This window comes from Mongoliimonas terrestris, from assembly GCF_001927285.1.
In the GTDB taxonomy this organism is placed as follows: domain Bacteria; phylum Pseudomonadota; class Alphaproteobacteria; order Rhizobiales; family Pleomorphomonadaceae; genus Chthonobacter; species Chthonobacter terrestris.
Genome location: NZ_MSIG01000011.1, coordinates 66,663 through 91,554 on the forward strand (window position 1 = coordinate 66,663; position 24,892 = coordinate 91,554).

24 protein-coding genes are annotated in these 24,892 nt (G+C 69.2%); 15 read left to right on the forward strand and 9 right to left on the reverse strand.

The features are described from left to right. The first annotated feature begins 170 nt into the window (after positions 1-170). From BUQ68_RS15925 to lpxK, 7 genes are all read left to right on the forward strand, one after another. The gene (locus BUQ68_RS15925) at positions 171-1,514 is read left to right on the forward strand and encodes a TldD/PmbA family protein (protein ID WP_075216988.1); all 1,344 of its coding nucleotides are present in this window, start codon (positions 171-173) and stop codon (positions 1,512-1,514) included. Beyond that, positions 1,501-2,337: a 3'(2'),5'-bisphosphate nucleotidase CysQ gene (locus tag BUQ68_RS15930; protein ID WP_075216989.1), complete on the forward strand. Its 837-nt coding sequence runs from the start codon at positions 1,501-1,503 to the stop codon at positions 2,335-2,337. Before BUQ68_RS15925 ends, BUQ68_RS15930 begins: the two co-directional genes overlap by 14 nt. Before the next feature lie 189 nt (positions 2,338-2,526). Further along, entirely contained in the window at positions 2,527-2,754 is a 228-nt protein-coding gene (locus tag BUQ68_RS15935) for a DUF4170 domain-containing protein (protein ID WP_075216990.1), read from the forward strand. Positions 2,755-2,821: 67 nt separating this feature from the next. Continuing rightward, complete coding sequence (locus BUQ68_RS15940) at positions 2,822-4,735, forward strand: ABC transporter ATP-binding protein (protein ID WP_075216991.1); 1,914 nt, start codon at positions 2,822-2,824, stop codon at positions 4,733-4,735. Next, the gene (locus BUQ68_RS15945) at positions 4,732-5,448 is read left to right on the forward strand and encodes a lysophospholipid acyltransferase family protein (RefSeq protein ID WP_075216992.1); all 717 of its coding nucleotides are present in this window, start codon (positions 4,732-4,734) and stop codon (positions 5,446-5,448) included. Before BUQ68_RS15940 ends, BUQ68_RS15945 begins: the two co-directional genes overlap by 4 nt. Next, positions 5,441-6,757 (forward strand): 3-deoxy-D-manno-octulosonic acid transferase, encoded by a 1,317-nt coding sequence (locus tag BUQ68_RS15950; protein ID WP_075216993.1) that lies wholly within the window; start codon positions 5,441-5,443, stop codon positions 6,755-6,757. The genes BUQ68_RS15945 and BUQ68_RS15950 overlap by 8 nt, the downstream gene beginning before the upstream one ends. Beyond that, positions 6,754-7,785, forward strand: a complete 1,032-nt coding sequence (gene lpxK, locus BUQ68_RS15955) for a tetraacyldisaccharide 4'-kinase (protein ID WP_075216994.1) — start codon at positions 6,754-6,756, stop codon at positions 7,783-7,785. The genes BUQ68_RS15950 and lpxK overlap by 4 nt, the downstream gene beginning before the upstream one ends. 22 nt (positions 7,786-7,807) lie before the next feature. On the opposite strand, the gene BUQ68_RS15960 is transcribed toward lpxK, so the two are convergent. The 6 genes from BUQ68_RS15960 to BUQ68_RS15985 form a co-directional block, all read right to left on the reverse strand. Next, complete coding sequence (locus BUQ68_RS15960; protein WP_075216995.1) at positions 7,808-8,026, reverse strand: DUF2093 domain-containing protein; 219 nt, start codon at positions 8,024-8,026, stop codon at positions 7,808-7,810. Positions 8,027-8,237: 211 nt separating this feature from the next. Next, complete coding sequence (locus BUQ68_RS15965) at positions 8,238-8,951, reverse strand: TerC family protein (protein WP_083656642.1); 714 nt, start codon at positions 8,949-8,951, stop codon at positions 8,238-8,240. Between the two features lie 224 nt (positions 8,952-9,175). After that, positions 9,176-9,793, reverse strand: coding sequence for an HAD-IA family hydrolase (locus BUQ68_RS15970; RefSeq protein ID WP_075216996.1), 618 nt, complete (start codon positions 9,791-9,793; stop codon positions 9,176-9,178). Between the two features lie 40 nt (positions 9,794-9,833). After that, positions 9,834-11,258 (reverse strand): metalloprotease TldD, encoded by a 1,425-nt coding sequence (gene tldD / locus BUQ68_RS15975; RefSeq protein WP_075216997.1) that lies wholly within the window; start codon positions 11,256-11,258, stop codon positions 9,834-9,836. 108 nt (positions 11,259-11,366) lie between these two features. Next, on the reverse strand, positions 11,367-11,972 hold the full coding sequence (locus BUQ68_RS15980; protein ID WP_075216998.1) for a pyridoxamine 5'-phosphate oxidase family protein: 606 nt from the start codon (positions 11,970-11,972) through the stop codon (positions 11,367-11,369). Beyond that, positions 11,969-12,484: an invasion associated locus B family protein gene (locus BUQ68_RS15985; RefSeq protein WP_075216999.1), complete on the reverse strand. Its 516-nt coding sequence runs from the start codon at positions 12,482-12,484 to the stop codon at positions 11,969-11,971. Before BUQ68_RS15985 ends, BUQ68_RS15980 begins: the two co-directional genes overlap by 4 nt. 521 nt (positions 12,485-13,005) lie before the next feature. On the opposite strand from BUQ68_RS15985, the gene coxB reads away from it, so the two are divergent. The 8 genes from coxB to BUQ68_RS16020 all read left to right on the forward strand — a co-directional run bounded on the left by coxB (position 13,006) and on the right by BUQ68_RS16020 (position 19,806). After that, the gene (gene coxB, locus BUQ68_RS15990; RefSeq protein ID WP_075217000.1) at positions 13,006-13,845 is read left to right on the forward strand and encodes a cytochrome c oxidase subunit II; all 840 of its coding nucleotides are present in this window, start codon (positions 13,006-13,008) and stop codon (positions 13,843-13,845) included. A 98-nt stretch (positions 13,846-13,943) separates the two neighbouring features. Continuing rightward, on the forward strand, positions 13,944-15,557 hold the full coding sequence (gene ctaD / locus BUQ68_RS15995) for a cytochrome c oxidase subunit I (RefSeq protein ID WP_075217001.1): 1,614 nt from the start codon (positions 13,944-13,946) through the stop codon (positions 15,555-15,557). Between the two features lie 241 nt (positions 15,558-15,798). After that, positions 15,799-16,743 (forward strand): heme o synthase, encoded by a 945-nt coding sequence (locus BUQ68_RS16000; protein WP_075217002.1) that lies wholly within the window; start codon positions 15,799-15,801, stop codon positions 16,741-16,743. Between the two features lie 3 nt (positions 16,744-16,746). After that, positions 16,747-16,905 carry a hypothetical protein gene (locus BUQ68_RS23815; RefSeq protein ID WP_175577828.1) on the forward strand — a complete coding sequence of 53 codons (159 nt, stop codon included), beginning with the start codon at positions 16,747-16,749 and terminating at the stop codon, positions 16,903-16,905. A 12-nt stretch (positions 16,906-16,917) separates the two neighbouring features. Further along, entirely contained in the window at positions 16,918-17,523 is a 606-nt protein-coding gene (locus BUQ68_RS16005) for a cytochrome c oxidase assembly protein (protein WP_075217003.1), read from the forward strand. 95 nt (positions 17,524-17,618) lie between these two features. Beyond that, on the forward strand, positions 17,619-18,488 hold the full coding sequence (locus BUQ68_RS16010) for a cytochrome c oxidase subunit 3 (protein ID WP_075217080.1): 870 nt from the start codon (positions 17,619-17,621) through the stop codon (positions 18,486-18,488). A gap of 146 nt (positions 18,489-18,634) precedes the next feature. After that, positions 18,635-19,039, forward strand: a complete 405-nt coding sequence (locus BUQ68_RS16015) for a DUF983 domain-containing protein (protein WP_075217004.1) — start codon at positions 18,635-18,637, stop codon at positions 19,037-19,039. Then, positions 19,036-19,806, forward strand: a complete 771-nt coding sequence (locus BUQ68_RS16020) for an SURF1 family protein (protein ID WP_075217005.1) — start codon at positions 19,036-19,038, stop codon at positions 19,804-19,806. Before BUQ68_RS16015 ends, BUQ68_RS16020 begins: the two co-directional genes overlap by 4 nt. Positions 19,807-19,982: 176 nt before the next feature. Here the strand turns inward: BUQ68_RS16020 and BUQ68_RS16025 are convergent, their stop codons facing one another. The 3 genes from BUQ68_RS16025 to BUQ68_RS16035 all read right to left on the reverse strand — a co-directional run bounded on the left by BUQ68_RS16025 (position 19,983) and on the right by BUQ68_RS16035 (position 24,891). Next, positions 19,983-22,757, reverse strand: coding sequence for an EAL domain-containing protein (locus tag BUQ68_RS16025; protein ID WP_095407353.1), 2,775 nt, complete (start codon positions 22,755-22,757; stop codon positions 19,983-19,985). 221 nt (positions 22,758-22,978) lie between these two features. Further along, positions 22,979-23,614: a GNAT family N-acetyltransferase gene (locus BUQ68_RS16030; protein ID WP_075217007.1), complete on the reverse strand. Its 636-nt coding sequence runs from the start codon at positions 23,612-23,614 to the stop codon at positions 22,979-22,981. Beyond that, on the reverse strand, positions 23,611-24,891 hold the full coding sequence (locus BUQ68_RS16035) for a M16 family metallopeptidase (protein ID WP_075217008.1): 1,281 nt from the start codon (positions 24,889-24,891) through the stop codon (positions 23,611-23,613). Before BUQ68_RS16035 ends, BUQ68_RS16030 begins: the two co-directional genes overlap by 4 nt. Position 24,892: the final 1 nt, after the last annotated feature.

The window sequence follows — 24,892 nt, forward strand, 5'->3', positions numbered from 1 at the left end:
CGCGTTAAGGTCCGCGGAAGGGATAGCGTTTGAAAAATCCGGTCCGGTGACCCACATCGTCTGCGAAAGGCGCGTTTTCCGGGCGCGCCGGCATGCCGCAGCGCCCGCGCACCCTTGCCGGGTCCGGCCGAAGGCCGTAAACAACCAACGCCGCTCAAGGAACCCCGCCGATGACCGAACTCGTCGACCTCTCTGCGCTGCAGGCGCAGGCGCAGCGTCTTGTGGATGCCGCCCGCAAGGCCGGCGCGGACGCCGCCGACGCGGTCGCGATCCGGTCGGTCAACGAGGTGGTGTCGGTCCGCCTCGGCGCCACCGAGAAGGTGGAGCATTCCGAGAACGACAACTTCGGCCTCAGGGTCTTCGTCGGCCAGTGCAACGCCACCATCTCGGCCACCTTCGGCGCCGACGTGGACGAACTCGCCGCCCGGGCCGTCGCCATGGCGCGCACCGCCCCGCCCGATGCCTACGCGGGTCTTGCCGACCCCGACCGGCTGGTGCACGCGTTCGCGGACCTCGACCTTCTCGACACCCGCATCCCTGAGACCGCCGCCCTCGTGGAGCGCGCGGTCGCCACCGAGGACGCCGCGCGCGCGGTCGCCGGCGTCACCAATTCCGGCGGCGCCAGCGCCTACTGGAGCCGCGCGGGCGTCGCGCTCGTCACCTCGCATGGGTTCTCCGGCCGATACGAGACCTCCGGCCACGGCCACAGCGTCTCGGTGATCGCCGGCGAGGGCACCGGCATGGAGCGCGACTGGGAGGCCTCCGGCAAGATCCATCTCGACGACCTGAAGGCGCCCGACGTGGTCGGCCGCATCGCCGGCGAGCGGGCGGTGAAGCGGCTCAATCCGCGCAAGATCGATACCCAGACGGCGACCATCGTCTACGACCCGCGCGTCTCCACCGGCATCCTCGGCGCGCTCACCGGCGCCATCAACGGCGGCGCCATCGCGCGGAAGACCTCCTTCCTCAAGGACAAGCTCGGCCAGCGCGTCATGGCCGCCGGCATCCGCATCACCGACGATCCCAAGCGCCGGCGCGGCCCCGGCTCGCGGCCGTTCGACGGGGAGGGCGTCGCCGCCGAGCCCATGGACCTCGTCACCGACGGCGTGCTCAACACCTGGATCCTCGACAGCGCCTCGGCGCGCGAACTCGGCCTTGCCACCAACGGCCGCGCCGCCCGTGGCCTCGGCGCGCCGGGCGCGAGCGCCACGAACGTGCTCCTCCACCCGGGCGACATGACGCCGGAGGATCTCATCCGCAGCGTCGGGACGGGGCTCTACGTGACCGACTTCATCGGCCACGGCTCCAACCTCGTCACCGGCGACTATTCGCGCGGCGCCGCCGGCTTCTGGATCGAGAACGGCGAACTCGCCTACCCGGTGGCCGAGATCACCGTGGCGGGCAATCTCGCCGACATGTTCATGCGGATCGTTCCGGCGAACGACATCGAGTATCGCGGATCGTTCACGGCCCCGACCCTCGCCATTGAGGGGCTCACCATTGCCGGACGCTGACAGGGCCGCGCGGACGGTCGATCTCACCCTCCTGACCGAGGCGGCCGAAGCCGCCGCCGACCTGGCGCTCACCTTCTTTCGCCAGGACCCGAAGGTCTGGCACAAGGAGAACGCCTCGCCGGTGAGCGAGGCGGACTATGCGGTCGACAGCTACCTGAAGACGCGCTTGCGCGCCGCCCGGCCGGACTATGGCTGGCTCTCCGAGGAGACCGAGGACGACCCGGTCCGCCTCGACTGCCACCGGGTGTTCGTCATCGATCCGATCGACGGCACCCGCGGCTTCCTCGCCGGCTCCGACGAGTGGACCATCTCGCTCGCCGTGGTGGAGAACGGCCAGCCGTCGGCGGCGGTGCTGATCCAGCCGACGCGCGGCCGGATCTTCTCCGCCACCCGCGACGGCGGCGCCTGGCTGGACGGTCGGCCGCTGGCGCTGGAACGGCATGTGGGCCTGCACCGGGCCAAGGTGGCCGGACCGGCCGCGCTGCTCACCCGCCTGCGGCATGCTCTCGGCCCGATGCGCGACAGCGGCTACGTGGCCTCCTTGGCGCTGCGTATCGCCATGGTGGCGGACGGGCGGCTGGATCTGGCGCTCGCCAAGGCACAGGCGCACGATTGGGACATCGCCGCCGCCGACCTGGTGCTGCGCGAGGCCGGCGGCGTGCTTCTCGACGTCACCGGCGGGCCGATCGTCTACAACCGGCCGTCGCCGCGCCACGGCATCCTTGCTGCCGGCCATCCGGTGCTCGCCGAGGAGGCCGCGGGCCTGATCCGGGGCGTCGAAGGGTCCGGCGCGCAGACGGCCGGTGACGGCCGGACAGGCTGACCCGCGCCGCGCGGGAGGCGAGCGACGACCGGTCGGGCTGGCACCCGGCTGGCGGCGCTCAGGGCGGGGCTGCTACCACCCGCCGCATGGCCGAATGGGCTGTGGTGGTCCATTCGGCACGGGACTTGAAAGACTTCGGTGCCGGGCCGGTCGGGCCCAGGCCCGATCAGGACAGGAGTGGACGGGGCGATGACGGCCAAGAAGCAGCTTCTTCATCTGGTGTTCGGCGGCGAATTGACGTCGCTCGACGGCGTGGAGTTCACCGACCTCTCCAAGGTCGACGTGGTCGGCATCTTCCCCGACTATGCCAGCGCCTACACCGCCTGGAAGGAGAAGGCCCAGGCGACCGTCGACCAGGCGCAGGTCCGCTATTTCATCGTCCACCTGCACCGCCTGCTGGAACCGACCCCCGCCTGACCGGGCGAGGATCGCGCCGCCGCTCCCCCATGGCGAAACGGCGCGCGCTCCTGTAAACCCTCCGGCCATGTCGAGTGCCCCGATCCCTCAAAAACCCGATCCGGCGCCGGCCGCGGCCCCGTCCTGGTTCGAGGGGGACCAGGACCGGTCCGGCCGCGACGTGGTCCTGCGCATCGTGCGCGAGTTCGTGCTGCCACGGCGCAAGCTGGTCGCCCGCGCCATGCTGGCCATGGTTTTCGTCGCCGCCACCACGGGCGCGCTGCCCTTTCTGATGCAGACGGCGGCCGACCGAATCTTCGTCGGCAAGGAACTGGACGTCCTCTACGCGCTGCCGCCGATCGTGGTGGTCGTCATGGCGCTGCGGTCGCTGGCCGAATACTACGGCCGGATGATCGAGGCGCGCATCTCCGGCGAGATCGTCGCGGAGCTTCGCCAGCGCCTGTTCGAGCGGCTCGCCCGGGCCGACCTCGGGTTCCTGCAGAGCACCCACTCGGCGAAGTTCATCAGCGTGTTCGCCTCCGACACGCTGATCGTCAACAACGCCGCCTCGCAGACCCTGACGGCCATCGCCCGCAACCTCCTGCAGGCGCTCGCTCTCATCATCGCCATGCTGTGGCTCGACTGGGTGCTCGGCGCTTTGGTGCTCGTGTCGCTGCCGCTCGCCATCTTTTTGATGGGGCGCCAGCGCAAGAAGCTGCGGCGCTCGGTGCACCGGGCACTCGCCGGGTCCGGCGACATCGCCACCCTGGTGTCGCAGATGCTGCAGGGCATCCGGGTGGTGAAGGCCTACGACCAGGAGGACGCGGAGGCGGCGCGCGCCGGCATCTCGATCCGGCGCACGCGCGACGCCAACCTGCAGACCCAGCGCACCCGCGCCCTCACCGGACCTTTCACCGAGGGGCTGTCCGGCATCGGCTTTGCGGCCGCCATCTTCTACGGCGGCTGGCAGGGCATCGCCGGCCGGCTGACGCTCGGCGACTTCATGGGCTTCATGGCCGCCGCCATGCTGATCTATCAGCCGTTGAAGTCGCTTGCCGGCCTGCAGAACCTTCTCTCCGAAGGCATCATCGCGGCGCGCCGGGTGTTCGCCATCCTGGACGAAGCGCCGACGGTGGTGGAGAAGCCGGGCGCCGCGCCGCTCGCGCACACCGGCGGGGCGATCCGGTTCGAAGGCGTCACTTTCGCCTATGCGCCCGGCCTGCCGGTGATCGAGGACGTGACCCTCGACATCCCGGCCGGCCTCAAGGTCGCGCTGGTCGGGCCGTCCGGCGCCGGCAAATCGACGCTGCTCAACCTGGTGCTCCGCTTCTACGATCCGAGCGCCGGCCGCGTGCTGATCGACGGCCAGGACGTGGCGACGGCGACGCTCGCGAGCGTCCGGCGCGCCTCCGCGCTCCTGACCCAGGACCCGGTGCTCTTCGACGACACCGTCCGGGCGAACATCGCCTACGGCAGTCCGGACGCCAGCGACGCGGCGGTGGAGGCGGCCGCGCGAGGCGCGGACGCGCACGACTTCATCCTCGGCCTGCCGCGCGGCTACGACACGCGCGTCGGCGAGGCGGGCGGCCTCCTCTCCGGGGGCCAGAAGCAGCGCATCGCCTTTGCCCGGGCGATGCTGCGCGGCGCCCCCATCCTGCTCCTCGACGAGCCGACCAGCGCCCTTGACGCCAACTCGGAGGCGCGCGTGCAGGCGAGCCTCGACACCCTCTTCGAGGGGCGTACGGTGCTGATGATCGCCCATCGGCTTTCCACGGTGAAGAAGGCCGACCTGATCGTCGTGATGGACAAGGGCCGGGTGGTGGAGACCGGCACCCACGAGAGTCTCGTGGCTGCCGGCGGGCTCTATGCCCACCTCCATCGCACCCAGCTTGCCGGCGAAGGCGTTCCGGCCGGCCTCCATGCGGCGGCCGTGGCGGCCGCCGAGGGCGCAGCCGACGACGACGCGGCGGTGGCCACGCGGCCGGCGGAGAGCATGGCGTGAAGCTCGGCAAGACCCTTCTCCGCAAGCCCGTGGTCCAGCGGGCGCTCGGCCGGTTGGTCGCCCTCTACCTGACGGTCGTGGACCGGACAAACCGGCGCGCGGTCGAGCCGGTCGACTTCGACGCACGGGCGCTTGCGAACGCGCCCTTCATCATCGCCATGTGGCACGGCCAGCATTTCATGCTGCCCTTCGCCCGCCCGGCGGGACTCCACGCCAAGGTGATGATCGCCTCGCATGCGGATGCGGAGATCAACGCCCTGGCGGTCAGCCACCTCGGCCTCGGCCTGATCCGGGCGTCCGGCGCCACCAGCCCGCGCGACGCCACCCGCAAGCGCGGCGCCGCCGGTTTTCGCGAGGCGATCGCCACGCTCCAGACCGGAACCTGCGTGGCGCTCACGGCCGACGTGCCGAAAGGGCCGGCCAAGGTGGCGGGCCGCGGCATCGTGCTCCTCGCCAAGCATTCCGGCCGCCCCATCCTGCCGGTCGCCTATGCGACCAGCCGCAACCTCGAATTCGACAGCTGGGACAGCGCCTCCCTCAGCCTGCCGTTCGGCCGGGCCGGACTTGTGCTCGGCGACCCGGTGTCGGTGGCGGCGGACGCCGACGACGCGGCGCTCGAGGCCGCGCGGGAAAAGGTCCGCCTGGGCCTCGACCGGGTGACCGCGCGCGCCTACGCTCTCGCCGGTGTTCCATGCAAGTTCGATCATGCCTGACATCGGCACCGGCCTTATCGGCACCTACGGCTTCCTGACCACGCTCGCCCGGCCGATCGGCCGACTGGTGGTGGCGCTCCGTCGCCGGTCGGGCAAGGAGCATCCGGATCGCTGGACGGAGCGCCTGGGGCAGCCGAGCGTTCCCCGGCCTCCCGGGCCGATCGTCTGGGTGCACGCGGCCAGCGTCGGCGAGACGGTGGCGGTGCTGCCGCTCGTGGAACGGATCGCCCGGACGGGCGTCGGGGTGGTGCTGACGACGGTCACGACCACGTCGGCCCACCTCGCCGGCAAGCGCGCGCCGGGCATCCTCATCCACCAGTTCATGCCGCTCGACATGGCGCCCTTCGTGAACCGCTTCCTCGACGCCTGGCGGCCGGACCTCGCGGTGTTCGTGGAAAGCGAGATCTGGCCGATCGCGATCGCCACGCTGCACCAGCGGGGCATCCCGCTCGTGCTCTCCAACGGACGCCTGTCCGAGCGTTCCTTCCGCGGCTGGGGCCGGTTTCCGACGGCGGCGCGCGCGGTGTTCGGGCGCATCGGGCTCTGTCTCGCCCAGAGCGACGGCGACGCGGAGCGGTTTCGCCGCCTCGGCGTGCCGCGAGCGGAGAGCGTGGGCAACATCAAGTTCGATGCGCCGGTGCCGGAAGCCGCGCCCGCCGCCGGTGCCGCGCTCGCGGCGGCGGTCGGTGATCGGCCCGTGCTCCTGGCGGCGAGCACGCATGACGGCGAGGAGGCGCTCGTGCTCGAAGCGCTGCCGGCCCTTCGCGCCGCCGTTCCGGGCCTGCTGCTGATGGTGGCGCCGCGCCACCCGCAGCGGGGGGAGGCGGTCGCGGCCCTTTCCGCGCGCGGCGGATGGTCCGTGGAGCGGCGGTCGGCCGGTGCGCTGCCGACCTTGGAGACGGACGTCTACGTGGCCGACACGGTGGGCGAGCTCGGCACGCTCTACGGTCTCGCTCCGGTCGCCTTCGTCGGCGGATCGCTCGCACCGCACGGGGGGCACAACCCGATCGAGCCGGCCCGGCTGGGCGCGGCCGTGCTAAGCGGACCGCACGTGGATAATTTCTCGGAGATCTATGCCTCGATGGCCGAGGCCGGCGCCGTCAGGATCGTGGAGACCCCGCACGCGCTTGCCGCCGCTGCGACGGCGCTTCTGGTGGACGCCGATGCGCGCGGGCGGCAGGAGACCGCGGCCCGGCGCGTGGTGGCCCGCTACACCGGCGCCCTCGACCGCACGGAGGCGCTGCTGGAGCCGCTGCTCCGGCCTCTCGTCGCCCATGCGCGGTCCACCGGCACGGAGAGTGCCGCGTGAAGTCGCCCGAGTTCTGGTGGGCCGACCGGGGCTGGCGCGCCGCGCTCTATCCGCTGCTCCTCGCCCCCGCGGCGGCGGTCTATGGCGGCGCGGCGGCGCGGCGCATGGCCCGGCCGGGCGTCCGGCCGCCGCTGCCGATCGTCTGCGTCGGCAACTATGTCGCCGGGGGCGCCGGCAAGACGCCGACGGCCCTCGCGCTCGCGGCGATCGCCCAGGCCCGCGGCGTGCCCGTCGTCTTCCTCACCCGTGGCTATGGGGGGCGGCTCAAAGGGCCGGTGCGCGTGGACACGGCGGTCCACGACACGCGCGCGGTTGGCGACGAGGCGCTGCTTCTTGCCCGCAGCGCACCGACCATCGTCAGCCGCGACCGGGCCGCCGCCTTCGACCTCCTCGCCGAGAGCGGCGCCCGCCTCTGCATCATGGACGACGGCTTCCAGAACCCCTCGGTGGAGAAGGCGCTGTCGATCGTGGTGGTGGACGCGGCGGTCGGGGTCGGCAACGGCCGTGTGATCCCGGCCGGTCCCCTCCGGGCGCCGCTCCTCGAGCAGATGCGCCGGACCGGCGCGGTGCTCCTCGTCGGCGGCACGCCCGGACCGGCGACCGACCCGGTGGTCCGGGCGGCGGCGCGCGCCGGACGGCCCGTGCTCCGGGCGCGTCTGGAGCCCCAGGCCGGCGGTGCCTTTGCCGGGCGGCGCGTGCTCGCCTTCGCGGGGATCGGCCGTCCGGAGAAGTTCTTCGAGGCCCTTGCCGCCGCGGGAGCCGAGGTGGTGGAGACCGCGCCCTTTCCGGACCATCACGCCTTCCGGACCGGCGACGCCCGCCGCCTGCTCGCCCGCGCCGAGGCGGGCGATCTCCTGCCCGTCACCACCGAGAAGGACGCCGTGCGGCTCGCGCACGCGACCGAAGGGCCGCGGGCGGCGCTGGCGGCCCGCTCGCTGGTGTTCGGCATCCAGTGCGTGTTCGAGGATCCGGCGCGCATCGGGCGCATGCTGGCCGATGCGGTCGACCGATGGCGGCGGAGCGGCTGACCGGTCGTCGGGCCAAGCCGCCTCAGAGCTTGTTGTGACGGCGATAGGCTTCCAGGGCCGCGTCCGCGTCCACGTAGGCCTCCTGGCGTTCCACGCTCCAGTATTTCAGGTCCTGGATCAGGATCGGCCGGCTGCTGATGGCGCAGCGCACATAGGATCCGGGCCTGACGATCTTGAAGTCGCCGTCCAGGTAGCGGATCTGCGCTTCGCCTCCACCACCCGGGAATTCCATCCGATTCATGTCGTTCAGTCTGCTCCAGATCAGGTCGCCCGCACGGGCGACGCAGGCATTCGGGCGCACGGCCCGCTGAAGGCCGGCCCGTCGGCGTGGTGGACCAGGCCGCCGCACCATCGATCGCATCGCCAGAACATCGGTCTTTCGATGCCGCGATGCAAGGCCGGCACCATCCGCACCGTCGCCGCGGCAAACGAATCGCTGCCCCGGCCCGGCATCAGGGCCCGAACATGCGCGCCCGGATGGCGTCGAGCGGCGCCTCCGCGCAGGCCGTCATGTTCGGTGCTTCCAGGCAGGCGACCTCGGCCGAGCCGCGCCAGATCATCTCCAAGGCCACGTAGAGAATGACCAGAAGGCCGATCCAGGCGATCCAGCGGTAGCGGGCGAGCACGTTGGCGATCAGCGTCGCCGCCGCGCCCATGAGGGCGACCGAGAAGAGAAGCCCGATCACCAGCACCCACAGGTGCTCCTTGGCGGCGCCGGCGACGGCGAGCACGTTGTCGAGCGACATGGAGACGTCGGCGACGATGATCTGCGTCATCGCCTGGGTGAAGGTCTTGGCCTTCCCCTTCGCCGGATGGTCGTTCATCGGATCGTCGTCGAGCGCCCGCCGGGTCACGTCCGCGCCGGCCTTCTCCTCGTGCCCATGGGCGAGGATCTCGCGCACCATCTTCCAGCACACCCAAAGGAGCAGGATACCGCCGGCGAGCGTGAGACCCACGATGGCGAGCAGTTGCGTCGTCACCAGCGCGAACAGGATGCGCAGGATCACAGCGCCGCCGATGCCCCAGAGGATCACCTTGCGGCGGATCTTCGGATCGACCCCGGCGGCGGCCATGCCGACCACCACCGCGTTGTCGCCGGCGAGCACGACGTCGATGAAGATAACCTGCGCGAGCGCGGCGAGTTCGCCGGTCAGGAAATCGGGGATGGCCACGATGGGGAGGGTCCGACGCTGGGAAGGGCAGGGCGCTCGGGGCGAGCGTGAGGGCCGACAACCGCGAGACCTCGCCCCTGGTTCCGCCCGTCCGATCCATTGCGCAACCGGCGTCCGTGCGCAAGACCGAGACGCTACGGACCTGACCGGACGTAGCACCTGAACCCGTCGCAAAGGCGCGGGAGGCCATGGGAGCGTCGCGTCCGGCCGCCTGCGGCCTACACCGGCAGCCCGAGCGCGCGAAGCGAAGGGGCGAGGTCGTGCGGCGCCTGGAAATGGATGGCCGCCAGCCCGGCTGTCGCGGCGCCGGCCACGTTTTCGATCCGGTCGTCGACGAACACGGTTTCGTCGGCCGTAAACCCCAATCGGTCGAGCGCGCGGGTGAAGACCGCCGGATCGGGTTTGCGGGTGCCAAAGGCTGCCGAAACCAGGAAGCGCTCGGCCGCGATCGCCGAAAGCTCCGGTACCAGCGCCTCCCGCTCGGCGTGGAGGAGCGGTCCGTTGTTGGTCAGAACGCCGATGGCCACGTCGCTGCGGGCGAGCCGGTGGAACAGCGAGAGCGTCTCCTCGATCGGCGTCAGGCTAGCGGCCCTCGCTCTCACCCAGAGCTCGCGCGGCATGGGGCCGCCGAGGCGTGCCTCCCAGCCGGCCAGATAGGCCTCCACCGTCGGATAGAGGCCGGCGTCCGCATCGTCCTGGAAGCCGGACGTCCAGATCCGGGCCTCGATGTCCTTCGGGTCGAGGCCGGTCTCGTGGGCGATGACGGCGATGCGCGCCGCCCGCGCGTAGGCGTAGACCACGTCATCCATGTCGAAGAGGACGAGGCGGATCGGCATCGGATCTCCGGACGTCGGCTGCAGGAACGGTCGGTGTCGATCAGGCTTCCGTGCCACCCACCGTGACGCCGTCGATCCTGAGCGACGGCTGGCCGACCCCGACCGGCACGCCCTGGCCGTTCTTGCCGCAGGTGCCGACGCCGCGGTCGAGCTCCAGGTCGTTGCCGATCATGGAGACCCGGTGCATGGCGTCCGGCCCGTTGCCGATCAGCATGGCCCCCTTCAGCGGCTCCTCGATCCGGCCGTTGCGCACCCGGTAGGCCTCCGTGCAGTCGAACACGAATTTGCCGGAGACGATGTCGACCTGGCCGCCGGAGAAGGACTTGGCGAAGATGCCGTCCTTGACGCTCGCCAGGATCTCGTCCGGCGTGTGCTGGCCGCCGAGCATGTAGGTGTTGGTCATGCGCGGCATGGGCACGTGCGCGTAGGACTGGCGCCGGCCGTTGCCCGTGGGCGCCACGCCCATCAGGCGCGCGTTCTGGCGATCCTGCATGTAGCCGACCAGACGGCCGTCCTCGATCAGGGTGTTGTACTGGGACGGGGTGCCCTCGTCGTCGACGGTGATGGAGCCGCGCGCGTCCGGCACGGTGCCGTCGTCCACGATGGTGACGCCCTTGGCGGCGACCATCTGGCCCATGAGGCCGGAGAAGGCGGACGTCTTCTTGCGGTTGAAATCGCCTTCCAGGCCATGGCCCACGGCCTCGTGCAGGAGCACGCCGGGCCAGCCCGGGCCGAGCACCACGTCGAAGGTGCCGGCCGGCGCCGGTCGGGCCTCCAGGTTCACGAGCGCCATGCGCAGCGCCTCGTCCACCGCCGCCTGCCAGCGGTCGGGGGTGATGAAGGCGTCGTAGCTGGTGCGGGCGCCCTCGCTGAACGAGCCGCTCTCCTGCCGGTCGCCGTCGCCCACCACCACGGACACGTTCACGCGCACCAGCGGGCGGATGTCGCGCACATGGATGCCGTCGGCACGCAGGATCTCGACGATCTTGTAGGATCCCGCCACGGATGCGGTGACCTGCCGGACGCGCGGGTCCTTCGCCCGCGCATAGGCGTCGATGGCGCCGAGGAGGTCCACCTTGGCCGAGAAGACCGGCGACAGCAGCGGGTTCTCGTCGCCGTAGAGGTGCCGGTTGGTGGCCCGCGGCGGCTCGGCCGCCGTTCCCGCGTAGCCGGCCGACACCGCCTTGACGGCCGAGACGGCACGCTTCAGCGCGGCTTCGGAGATGTCGTCCGCATGGGCGTAGCCCACCGCCTCGCCGGCGACGGCCCGCAGGCCGAAGCCCTGGCTCACCTCGTAGGTGGCGGTCTTCAGCCGGCCGTTGTCGAAGGCCAGCACCTCGCTCTGGGTCCGCTCCAGATAGAGTTCCCCGTCGTCCGCGTCGGCGACGGCTTCGGTCACGGCAGCGCGGGCCCGGTCCGGATCGAGGCCGGTGAGGGCGAAGAGGTCGGTGGTGTCGGCGGTCATGGCGTTCCCAGGCGTCGGTTTCGGCTCAGGACCGAACATAGGGGCTGGAACGCCGGTTTGCACCTCTCCCGCCGCCGGCGCGCGTCGAAGCCGTCCGCGCGAACGCGTTCAGTAGAGCGTGGCCCGGTAGCGCTCGATCATCTCCGCCTGCGACTCGCCGTGCTCGAGATTGAGCTGATCCTTCAGCATCTGGCCCATGGACGGCAGGCTCGACCGGTCCACCTGGGCGGCCGGATCCCAAAGGCGCGATCGCATGAAGGCCTTCGCGCAGTGGAGATAGGCTTCCCGGACCTCGATGCGGAGCACGGTCTTCGGCGCCCGCCCGTCGGCGGCGAAGCGCTGCAGGAGCGCCGGATCCACCAGGATTTCGGCCGTGCCGTTCACCCGCAGGGTCTCGTCCACGCCGGGTATGACGAAGAGAAGCCCCACCCCCGGCCGGTCGAGGATGTTCATCAGGCTGTCGAGCCGGTTGTTGCCCGGCCAGTCCGGCATGAGCAGGGTCCGGTCGTCCGCAACAGCCACGAAGCCGGGCGCGTCGCCCCGCGGTGTCACGTCGCAGAGCCCGTCGGCGCCGGAGGTGGCGAGGAGCACGAAGGGCGACAGGGCGACGAAGCGGCGGCAATGCGGGTCGAGCGCCACCAGTTGCTTGCGCGCGGACCGTTCGCCCGGCGCGCCGTAAAGCGCCCGGAGCGCCTCGGGACTGTCGATCTTCACGGCAAGGCCTCGAAGCCGGGCTTGAAGCCGGCGAGCGAGATCGGGATGCCGATGCCCTCCTCGGGCGTCTGGAAGATGATGAAGGTCGCCGTCTTGCCCGTCTCCAACTGGGTGATGAGATCGGGCTCCAGCACCACCTCGGCGAAGCAGCCGTTGGCAAGGCAGCGCACGAAGCCGGCGCGGCCGATGTCCTTGTCGTCGATCCGAAGGCCGAGGCCCGACGGGATCAGCACGCCGAGCGGCGCCAGCACGCGCAGGATCCGGGCCTGCTTGTCGGCCGTCTTCAGCACGATCACCGACAGGCCCACGTTGTCGCGGTCCTCGGCGGTGACGTTCTGGATCAGGGCGCATTGCTCCTCGCGGGCGCCGGGCGGCTGGTCGCAGCGGATCTGCCAGTCCCCATGGCTCGACCGGACGACACCCTGGGCTTGCACCGGCCCGAGATATGTTATGGCGATTGTAGCAGCCAGTGCCGCAAGGGCCGCGATCGGAGCAGTCTTTGTCTTCTTCATTCGTCTAAGGATCCGCAGAGGCCATGGCTTCGGTCACGGTCGGCCTCGCCTTGAAGGCCATCCCGCCGCAGTGCGCTCATAAGAGGCGCGAATCGCGCATTTGTGCGGCGGGAACGACGGCAGAATACATTGTTTTCCGGCCGCGCGAGAACGGCCGCGTCGCTGCGATGCACACCGCGCGCGCACATTTGCCGCATCGCCGGGCATGAGGGGGCATTGCGGCGGGCGCCGCCATATGGTTTTTCTCAGGCTGTTTGATCCAGGTCAAAAGCCGTGGCTCGACAAGACGTTTCCGACGCCTGTATGTCGGGGGGCCGGTGAGGGACGGGCGCCTCCGACCGCTGGGCGGCATGCCGTGAGGGCGGCGTGGCCGGTCCGGCGGTTTCGCCACAGTGCGATGCGGACCGTCGGCGCCGAGGTTTGATGATGGGATCGAAGGTCGTTCGCCGCGACGGTCCGACGGGCGTATGCCCGCGCTGGGGTCGTCTCGCGCCGTGAGGGAGCCAAACGTGACGAAAACCATGAAGCGCCTGTTGGCCTGCGTCGCCGGTGTCGGCACGCTGGGCATGAGCGCCGCCCACGCCGCCCAGCCGGTGGAGTGGGGCACCTACCTGCAGCCGGCCGCCAGCCCGATTATGGCTGACATCCACAGCTTCGGCAGCTTCACCTTCTGGATCATCGTGCCGGTCACCCTCCTGGTGCTGGTGCTCTTGGTCGCCGTGATCGTGAAATTTAACGCCAAGGCCAACCCGGTCCCGTCCCGCACCTCGCACAACACCATGATCGAGGTGATCTGGACCGTCGCCCCGGTGCTGATCCTCCTGATGCTGGCCGTGCCGTCGTTTCGCCTGCTCTACGAAGAGCAGACCATCCCGCCGGCGGACGTGACCATCAAGGCGATCGGCAACAAGTGGTACTGGAGCTACGAGTACCCGGACGCCGAGGCCGTGAGCTTCGATTCGACCCTGATCGAGGACGCCGACATCACCGACCCGGTGAACCAGCCGCGCATGCTCGCCGTGGACTACCCGATCGTGGTTCCGGCCGGCAAGGTCGTGCGCGTCCAGGTGACGGCGTCGGACGTGATCCACGCCTTCGCGATGCCGTCCATGGGCGTCAAGATCGACGCCATTCCGGGCCGCCTCAACGAGACCTGGTTCCGCGCCGACACTCCGGGCGTCTACTACGGTCAGTGCTCCGAACTCTGCGGGCTCCGGCATGCCTACATGCCGATCCAGCTGAACGTGGTGACCGAGGACCAGTACGCGCAGTGGCTCGCCGCCGCGGCGGAGGACATGGACGCCGCCACCCAGCTGCTCGCGTCCTTCCGCACCGACGCCACCAAGGTCGCGGCGCGCTGATCGCGCGCCCGACCCGATCGCACTGACACGTCACAACGCTTTCAGGCGGCCGCGGCTATGGTGCCGTGCCGCCCTCGTCTGGATGGAGAAGCGCCACGATGGCCACCGCTTCCTATGGTACCCAGGGGGACCACGATCATCCCACGGGATGGGTCCGCTGGGTCTATTCGACCAACCACAAGGACATCGGCATCCTCTACCTGATCTTCGCGATCATCGCGGGTCTGGTGGGCGGCGCCCTGTCGGTCGGCATGCGCATGGAGCTCCAGGAGCCCGGCATGCAGATCTTCGGCGACCCGAACGTCTACAACATGTTCACGACGGCGCACGGCCTGATCATGATCTTCTTCATGGTCATGCCGGCGCTGATCGGCGGCTTCGCCAACTACTTCGTGCCGATCATGATCGGCGCGCCGGACATGGCGTTCCCGCGGATGAACAACATCTCGTTCTGGCTGCTGCCGCCGTCCTTCCTCCTGCTCATCATGTCGATGTTCGTGGAAGGCGCCGACGGCTCGCCGGGCGTCACCGGCGGCTGGACCATCTACCCGCCGTACTCCACCAGCGGCACCCCGGGTCCGGCGATGGACTTCGCCATCCTGGCGCTGCACGTGTCGGGCGCGTCGTCCATCCTCGGCGCGATCAACTTCATCACCACCATCTTCAACATGCGCGCCCCGGGCATGACGCTGCACAAGATGCCGCTGTTCGCCTGGTCGGTGCTGGTGACGGCCTTCCTGCTGCTGCTGTCGCTGCCGGTGCTCGCCGGCGCCATCACCATGCTGCTGACGGACCGCAACTTCGGCACGACCTTCTTCGCGCCGGAAGGCGGCGGTGACCCGATCCTCTACCAGCACCTGTTCTGGTTCTTCGGTCACCCGGAAGTGTACATCCTGATCCTGCCGGGCTTCGGCATCATCAGCCACATCGTAGCCACCTTCTCCAAGAAGCCGGTGTTCGGCTATCTCGGCATGGCCTACGCCATGGTGGCCATCGGCGCCGTCGGCTTCGTCGTGTGGGCGCACCACATGTACACGGTCGGTCTCGACGTCGACACCCAGGCCTACTTCGTCGCCGCCACCATGGTGATCGCGGTGCCGACGGGCGTGAAGATCTTCTCCTGGATCGCCACCATGTGGGGCGGCTCCATCGAGTTCCGCACGCCCATGCTCTGGGCGATCGGCTTCATCTTCCTGTTCACCGTCGGCGGCGTCACGGGCGTTCAGCTCGCCAACGCCGGCTTCGACCGGGTGCTGCACGACACCTACTACGTCGTCGCTCACTTCCACTACGTTCTGTCGCTCGGCGCCGTGTTCGCCATCTTCGCGGGCTGGTACTACTGGTTCCCGAAGATGTTCGGCTACATGTACAGCGAGAAACTCGGCAACATCCATTTCTGGCTGATGTTCGTCGGCGTGAACCTCCTGTTCTTCCCGCAGCACTTCCTCGGCCTGCAGGGCATGCCGCGGCGCTACGCGGACTATCCGGACGCCTACGCCGGCTGGAACTTCGTATCCTCGATCGGGTCCTACCTGTCGGCCCTGTCGGTGTTCCTGTTCCTCTACCTGGTGTACGAGGCCTTCCAGAAGAAGCGCGTCGCGGGTGACAACCCGTGGGGTGCCGGTGCGACGACCCTGGAGTGGACCCTGTCCTCTCCGCCGCCGTTCCACCAGTTCGAGAAGCTGCCGGTGATCAAGGGCGACGCCCACTGATCCGACGGTCCGGCCGCGCGTCGGCCGGACCGATCCCCGCGACCGGGTCCGCCCGGCCGCGGCGTTGAAAGAGGAAAGGCGCATCCCGCCAGGGAGGGGATTGCGCGTCACGAACCGGCGGGTGGCCCGAGGGCCGCCCTTGCCATGAAGACCGCGGTGCCCGGAGGACGTGGCCGGGCTTAAGGGGCGGCGCCCGCATGGCGCCGCCCGCGGGGGCGGCAGCAAGCTTAGAGGCGAGCAGATGGCTTTGGTTGACGATCGATCGATGACGATGGGACGGGCCGAATGGACCGGCGGTTCCGCATCGGTCGGCGACTACTTCGAACTGTTGAAGCCGCGGGTGATGTCGCTGGTGATCTTCACCGCGCTGACCGGCATGGTGCTCGCTCCGGGCGGCGTTCATCCGCTGCTCGGTTTCGTGGCGATCCTCGGCATCGCGGTCGGCGCGGGCGCGTCCGGCGCGCTCAACATGTGGTACGACGCCGACATCGACCGCCTCATGTCCCGGACGGCGCGCCGCCCGGTGCCGGACGGCCGGATCACCGCGTCCGAGGCGCTGCAGTTCGGCATGGTGCTGTCGGTGCTGTCCGTCATGGTCCTCGGCGTCGCGGTGAACTGGGCCGCGGCCTCCATGCTGGCCTTCACCATCTTCTTCTACGTCGTCGTCTACACCATGGGCCTGAAGCGGCGGACGCCGCAGAACATCGTGATCGGCGGCGCGGCCGGCGCCTTCCCGCCGATGATCGGCTGGACGGCGGTCACCGGCACGCTCTCCTGGGAAAGCGCCATCCTCTTTCTCATCATCTTCATGTGGACGCCCCCGCACTTCTGGGCGCTCGCCTTGGTGAAGTCCGAGGACTACGCCCGCGCCGGTGTCCCTATGATGCCGGTCGTCCAGGGTGCCGCCTCGACCCGCCGGCAGATCGTGCTCTACGCGGCGCTTCTGGCCCCCATCGGCGTGCTGCCCACGGTCCTCGGCTTCGCCGGGCTCACCTACGGTGTCGTGGCGGCGGTTCTCGGCGCGGTTTTCCTTGCGTTCTCGGTCCAGGTGGCACGGGTCACCGAGGGGCCGGAGGCGCGCAAGGCGGCGATGCGGCTCTTCTTCTTCTCCATCGGCTACCTCTTCGCGCTCTTCGCCGTGCTCCTCGTGGAGCATCTGGTGGTGGGCGCGCTTGCCGGGGTCTGACCGATGGCGGACAGGGATCTGATCGAACTGACGCCGGAACAGAAGAAGCGGCGGCGCGCGCGCTCCATCGCTATCGCGCTCTTCCTCGCCGGCCTCGTGCTGCTGTTCTACCTGGTGACCATCGTGAAGCTCGGCGGCAATGTCGCCAACCGGCCCCTCTGACGGAACACGACCATGAGCGAAGCGACGTCCGATCCGAAGACCAGCGGTCGCAACCGCAAGATGGCGGTCGCCTGCGTGGCGTTCGTCGGCGCCATGCTGGGGGCTGCCTATGCGTCTGTGCCGCTCTACGACCTGTTCTGCCGGGTCACCGGCTACGGCGGCACGACCCAGCGTGTGGAGACCGCCGACGGCATCCAGGTCCTCGACCGGGACATCACGGTGCGGTTCGACGCCAATGTGGCGCCCGGCCTGCCGTGGTCCTTCGCGCCGGACCAGAAGTCCATCACGCTGAAGATCGGCGAGATGCAGACCGTCAGCTACCGGGTGAAGAACCTCGCAGCCGAGCCCACCGTCGGCACCGCCGCCTTCAACGTCACGCCCGGGGCAACCGGTGCCTTCTTCTCCAAGATCGCCTGCTTCTGCTTCACCGAGCAGCGGCTGGAGCCTGGCGAGGAGATGGAGATGGGCGTGACCTTCTATGTGGATCCGGCGATCGTGGACGATGCGGACACCGCGTCGGTCACGACGATCACCTTGTCCTACACCTTCTTCCCCGCGAAAGCGGCGGAAAAGCCTGTGGCCGGCGTTTCGACACCGGCCGAAGCCGCGCGTCTTTGAACGAATAACGAGCAACCACACCGCTAGAGGACCGACCCGCCGACCGCCTGCGACCTTGAATGCGCCAGGACCGGCCGGGGCACCGGGAGAAGAAAATGGCTGGAACCAAACACCACGACTACCACCTCGTCGATCCCAGCCCGTGGCCGTTCATCGCCTCGGTGGGTGCCTTCCTCATGGCGGTGGGCGCCATCGCCCTGATGCGCTGGAGCGCCGGCGGGGAGCTCGTTTTCGCAGGCGCCGACATCGCGCAGCCCTGGCTGTTCCTGGTCGGCCTCGCGATCGTCCTCTACACCATGTTCGGCTGGTGGCGCGACACGGTGAAGGAGAGCCAGGCCGGCTACCACACCCGCGTGGTCAGCCTTCATCTGCGCTACGGCATGATCCTGTTCATCGCCTCCGAGGTGATGTTCTTCGTCGCCTGGTTCTGGGCCTATTTCGACGCCAGCCTCTTCCCGGGTGAAGCCCATCAGGTCCTTCGCGCCGAGCACACCGGCGGCACCTGGCCGCCGCAGGGCGTCGAGGTGTTCGATCCGTGGCACCTGCCGCTCTTCAACACTCTGATCCTGCTGCTCTCCGGCACCACGGTGACCTGGGCGCATCACGCGCTGCTGCACAACGACCGTCGCGGCCTGATCTGGGGCCTCGTGGCCACCGTCGCCCTCGGCGTTCTCTTCTCCTACGTGCAGGCGATCGAGTACAGCCACGCCGCGTTCGCCTTCTCGGGCAACATCTACGGCGCCACCTTCTTCATGGCGACAGGCTTCCACGGCTTCCACGTGATCGTCGGCACGATCTTCCTGCTCGTCTGCTTGATCCGCGCCATGAAGGGTCACTTCACGCCGCAGAAGCACTTCGGGTTCGAAGCCGCCGCCTGGTACTGGCACTTCGTCGACGTGGTCTGGCTCTTCCTGTTCGCCTCCATCTACGTGTGGGGCTCCGTGGGCGCCGTGATCCACGAGTAAGCGGTCACCACAGTTGACACCGACGGGCGGCGCGCGGGAGACCACTCCCCGCGCCGCTCGCGTTTGTGGCCCGTGCATGGCACTGTCCGGCCGCGCCGGACGAACGCCGCGACGCACCTCGGCAGGAAGAAACGGAGGCCGGCTTCATGTCCGATCGAAGGATCCACAGCCCTGCCTCGCCGGTTTCGGCGGCGGTTCGCGGCCGCTGCCCGCGGTGCGGCGAGGGCAAGCTGTTCAAGGGCTTCCTCGATACGGCACCCGGCTGCGATCGCTGCGGGCTCGACTATGCCTTCATCGATTCCGGCGACGGGCCGGCGGTTTTCGTCATCCTGATCGTCGGCTTCATCATCGTCGGCCTGGCGCTCTATGTTGAAGTCACGTGGCAGCCCGCGCTCTGGATCCACGCCATGCTTTGGCTGCCCCTCACGCTCGTCCTCTGCATCGGTGGCCTGCGGCCGCTGAAGGGCGTGATGATCGGCGTGCAGTTCAAGAACAAGGCGGCCGAAGCCCGGCACGGCGCGATGGCCGACCCAACCAAGCCCGGACCATGAAAGCCAATTCCGACGACGGCCGCCGGCCGCCCCGCCGCAGCCTCATCCCGCTCACCATCGCGGCCCTCGTGGCCCTAGCCGTCCTCCTTGGACTCGGCACGTGGCAGGTGGAGCGGCTCGGCTGGAAGGAGGACCTGATCGCCCGGGTCAACGCCCGCATCACGGCCGAGCCTGGGCCGATTCCGGGCTATGATGCCTGGGACGATCTCGATCCCGTTGCCATCGAGTATCAGCCGGTCACGTTCGAGGGCCGCTACGACCACAGCCGCGAGATACACGTCTTCATCGCGCTCACCCAGCCGAAGGGGCCGGTGGGCGGCCAGGGCTATTTCGTCCTCACCCCGGCGGAGACCCGCGAAGGCCTCTGGGTCTTCGTCAACCGCGGCTTCGTGCCGCTCGACCGCAAGGATCCGACGAGCCGCGCCGAAGGTCAGGTGGAGGGCTTCCACACCATCACCGGCCTCACGCGTCCGCCGGAGGAACCCTCCTGGGTTAGCCCCGAGGACGACGTGGAGCGCAACATCTGGTTCGTGCGCGATCCGGAGCGCATGGCCGACGCCGTCGGCCTATACCCGGACCGCGTCGCCCCCTTCACGGTCGACGTCTTCGCCGGCGAGTCCCCCGGCGGCCTGCCTCAAGGCGGCGAGACGGTCATCGCCTTCTCCAACAACCACCTCCAGTACGCGATCACGTGGTACGGGCTGGCCCTCGCGCTTGTGGTGGTGTTCGTCGCCGTGGTGCGGCGGCAGTTGGGGAATAGGCAGTAGGGAATAGGCAGTAGGCAGTAGGGAATTGGAAGTAGGCAGTAGGCAGTAGGGAATAGGCAGTAGGGATTTCGTCGCGGCGGATGACAGGGCGCACCCTTCTTCCTACTGCCTACTGCCTACTGCCTAATGCCTACTGCCTACTGCCTACTGCCTACTGCCTACTGCCTCACTCCCTCCTACGCCCGCGCCTTCTGCGCCCGCTCCATCAGCTTCCTTACGTCGTCGGCGATCATGGGGTGGCCGAAGAGGTAGCCTTGGGCGTAGTCGGCGCCGAAGCTGACCAGTTCGGCGGCTTCCGCCTCGGTCTCGGCGCCCTCGGCAACCACGTCCATGCCGAGGTCGTGGGCAAGGCCGATGATGGACTTCAGGATCACCAGCCGGTTGCGGCCGTTGCCCTTGAGGAAGCTCTGGTCGATCTTCAGGGTGTCGACCGGCAGGCGCTGCAGGTAGGCAAGGGACGAGAAGCCAGTGCCGAAATCGTCGAGCGCGAGGCCGGCGCCGAGTTCCTTCAGCCGGGCGAGGACCTGGGTTGCGAACTCCGGGTTCTCCATCACCAGGCTTTCGGTCAGCTCCAGCTTCAGACTGCCCTTCGGCAGCGAAGCCCGCGACAGCACGGCCTTCACGTCGTTGATGAGGTCGTGCCGCAGGAGCTGGCGGCTGGAAACGTTGACGCTGACGAACAGCTTCTCACCGTTGGGCAAGGTCTGGTGCCAGGTGTCGAGCTGCTTGGCGGCCCGCTCCAGCACGAAGAGCCCGAGCGGCACGATGAGTCCGCTGCGCTCGGCCGCCGGGATGAAATCGGTCGGCGGGATGCGTCCGCGCTTGGGGTGGTCCCAGCGCAGCAGCGCCTCGAAGCCCGCGATGGACCGGTCTTCGGTGCGCACGATCGGCTGGTAGAACACCTTCATCTCGTCGCGCTCGAGCGCGTGACGGAGGTCGGTCTCCAGCGTCATCGCCTCGGCGGCAGCCGTCCTCAGCGAGGGCCGGAAGGATTCGATCCTGTCGCCGCCGAGGCGCTTGGCGAACGCGACGGCGACTTCCGCATCCTTCACCAGGTCGTCCGGATCGCGTTGCTCGCGGTCATAGATGGCGATGCCGATCGAGGCCGTGAGGAAGATCTCCCGCTCCCCGAAGGCGATGGCGGCGCGGATCGCCCGGCGCACCGCGTCGGCGAAAGCGGCGATGCGCTCCGGCGACTGCTCGGAAACGAGGATGATGGCGAAGTGGTCGCCCTCCAGGCGCGCCAGACTGTCGAGCGGCTTCAGAAGCCGGCCCAGCCGACGGGCGACCGTGAGGAGGATGCTGTCGCCGACCGAAAGGCCGAGGGTCTCGTTCACCTGCCGGAAACGGTCGATGTCGATGAGGAAGACTGCTGGCCGGCTGGCCGTGTCCGCCTGCGCCCGGGTCATGGCGGAGCCGAGCCGGTCGAGGAAGAGCTCGCGGTTGGGCAGGCCCGTCAGGTTGTCGTGCACGGCGTCGTGCAGCAGGCGCTCCTGGGCGGTCTTGGCGTCGGTGATGTCGAGGAGGGTGCCGACGCAGCGGATCACCTCGCCGTCGTTGCCGAGGATCGGGCGGGCACGCAGGCGGAACCACTGGTAATGGCCGTCCTGGGCACGGAGCCGAAAGGTCTGGCCGAGCCTGCCACGCCGTTGCTCCACGACGGCGTCGAGGGTCGCCTTGAAGCGGTCCCGGTCCTGCGGGTGCAGCACCTCCAGCCAGTCGCGGGCGGGGCCTTCCAGGGCGCCGCGCTTGAAGCCGAGGCTCTCCTCGGCCTCCGCGGAGGTGTAGATGCGGTCGCGGGTGACGTCCCAGTCCCAGATGATGTCGCCGGCCCCGGTCAGGGCCAGCGCCCGGCGTTCCGCGTCGTTCATCAGCCCGTCAGCGATGGAGCCGCCGGCGAAGGCGTGCTGCATCACCGTGAAGCCGAGGAGGAGGACGAGGAGCACCAGCCCGCCGGCCAGCGCCGGCTGGACGAGGTCGTTGACGAGTTCGCCGGAGACCGTGAGGCCGGTTCCGGCCAGCCAGGCGATGAAGAGCAGCCAGGTGGGGATCAGCATGATGGCGCGATCGTAGCCGCGCACCGCCATGGCGAGGATCAGGAGGAAGCCGAGGAGGCCGAGCCCGGCCAGCACCATGCGGGCGATGCCGGCGGCGATCGATGGATCATAGACCGCCACGCCGAAGAGGCCGGTGAGCGCCAGGAGCGTCATCAGGGCCACGTGACTGTAGCGCACGTGCCAGCGGTTGAGGTTGAGATAGGCGTAGAGAAAGATCACCAGGGTGACGGCGATCATCACCTCCGAGCCGGCGCGGTACAGCTGGTCCGCCCCCGGCTCCACGTGGAAGACCTTGTTCCAGAAGCCGAAGTCGATGCAGAGATAAGCCAGCACCGTCCACGCCAGGGCCGCCGTCGCGGGGAACATCATGGATCCCTTGACGACGAAGAGGATGGTGAGGAAGAGCGCCAGCAGGCCCGCAATGCCGAGCACGATGCCGCGGTAGAGCGTGTAGGCGTTGACGCTGTCCTTGTAGGCGTTCGGCTGCCAGAGCGTGAGCTGCGGCAGCGCCTCGGTGCGAAGCTCCGCCACGAAGGTGACCACCGATCCGGGGTCGAGCGTCACCAGGTACACGTCCGCGTCCTGGCTCGGCTGCCGCTCGGGCGCGAACCCCTGGCTCGGCGTGATGGCGGCGATGCGGGAGGCGCCGAGGTCCGGCCAGAGGAGGCCCGAGCCGGCGAGGCGGAAGTGCGGGGCGACGATCAGCCGGTCCAGCTGCTGGTCGGTGTTGTTGGCCAGATGGAACACCACCCACGTCGGGTTAGCTTCCGTTCCGCGCGAGCGCACTTCGATGCGCCGCACGATCCCGTCCGAGCCGGGCGCCGTCGACACCTGGATCGACTCGGTCGATTCGCGGCGAAACTCGATGGCATTGGAAAGGTCGATGGCCGCCATGTCCGCCGGCACGGAAACGGGCTCGACCGCGAGGGCAGGGCGGATGCCGGCAGCCGACAGGACCAGACAGACCAGAAGTGCCAGGTGGCGGGCAAAGGCCAAGGATTTCCACTCCGCGAACACGACCGCCGCTGCTTCGGCGAGGGCACGATAGTTAACTTGTCGGGCCTGATCAAACACGCCCGGCCAACGAACGGTGGAGATCCGGGCCGCCGGTCCGCTCAGGCCGGTATCCAGCCGGTCGCGGGGACGCCGGCCGGTTCGTACCGCGGCGCCGGGCGCGGGTCGTCCGACAGGAGCGCGAACAGGATGTGGTCCTGCCAGCGGCCGTCGATCATCAGGAAACGGCGGGCAAAGCCTTCGCGGGAGAATCCGGCTTTTTCCAGAAGCCGTATGGACCGGGTGTTGTGCGGGATCGACGCCGCCTCCAGCCGGTGCAGCTTCAGGTCGTGGAACACGTAGGTGATGATGGTCCGGACCGCCTCGGTCATGTAGCCCTTGCCGGCGTAGCGCTCGCCCATCCAGTAGCCGAGCGAGCAGGACTGGATCACGCCCCGCCGCACGTTGGAGAGGGTGATGCCGCCGAGGAGCACATGGGGTTCGTCGACCCGGAAGAGGAAGAAAGCGTAGCCGAGATCCTCGCGCGCCGCCCGGTGGTAGAGCTTCACCCGGCGCTTGAAGGCGGACCGGGTGAGGTCGTCGGCGGCCCACACCGGTTCCCAGGGCTTCAGGAAGAGACGGCTCTCCTCGCGAAGAGCCACCCAGGCGACATGGTCGGCAAGCACGGGCGGGCGGAGCAGGACACGATCGGTGCGAAGAACCGGAGTGGCTTCGCCGACGACGTGCAGGATGCTCATGCGGCGCTCGCCGGTCTGGTGCCGAACCGGTCGGCGATGGCCGTGAGACTGGGCACCCTGGACACCGGGCCGATGGCGGCCAGCGTCGGCGATCCGGCACCGACCGTCCGGCCGATGAACTCGCCCACCTTGGCGGGGGTCACGGCGTTGATGCGCGTCACCAGCTCGTCGAGCGGGATCGGCCGGCCGTGGATCATCACCTGCCGGGCGATCTGGCCGGCGCGCGCAGCCGGGCTCTCCAGCGTCATCAACAGGCCGGCGCGCAGCTGCGCCTTGGCGCGGTCCACCTCGGCGGCGGTGATGGCGCTGACGGCCTTGGAGATTTCTTCCAGCGAGGTGTCCACCAGATCGTGGGCGTCTGCCTCGCCGGTCGCGGCCGCGATGCCGAAGACGCCGCTGTCGCGGAAACCCCAATGGAAGGAATAGACCGAATAGCAGAGGCCGCGCTTCTCGCGCACCTCCTGGAACAGCCGCGACGACATGCCGCCGCCGAGCACCGAGGCGGCGATCTGGGCGGTCGTGTAGTCGTCGTCATAGTAGGAGACGCCCGGGAAGCCGAGGACGATCTGGGCTTCCATCAGGTCCCGTTCCTCGCGCCGCTCGCCGCCCCGGTAGGCGGCTGGATGATCGCCGGTGGGTGCGGTTTTCTCGTATCCGGCGAACTTCTCGCGTGCCAGCGAGACCAGTTCCTTGTGGTCCAGCTTGCCGGCCGCGGCGATCACCGTGTTCTCGCCGGTGTAGTGGCGGCCGAGATAGTCGCGAAGGTGCGCCTCGGAAAAGCTCCCCACCGTCTCCACCGAGCCGAGGATGGGGCGACCGATCGGCTGGCCCGGAAAGGCGGCCTCCTGGAAATGGTCGAACACCAGGTCTTCGGGCGTGTCGAGCGCCGCGCCGATCTCCTGGCCGATCACGTGCTTTTCGCGGGCGAGTTCCTCGGCGTCGAAGAGCGAATCCTGGAGAATGTCGGCGAGGATGTCGAGCGCGAGCGGCACATCCCCGGCAAGCACCCGGGCGTAGTAGCTGGTGTTCTCGATGGACGTCGCGGCGTTCACCTCGCCGCCCACGTTCTCGATCTCCTCCGCGATGGCGATCGCCGTCCGCTTGGACGTGCCCTTGAAGGCCATGTGCTCCAGAAGATGCGAGATGCCGTTCTCGGAGGCCTCTTCCGACCGGGAACCGGCGGCCACCCAGACCCCGAGGGCGGTGGACGCCAGATGCGGCATGTCGTGGGTGACGACCGTGATACCGTTCGAAAGCTCCGTAACCTCGACTGCCATC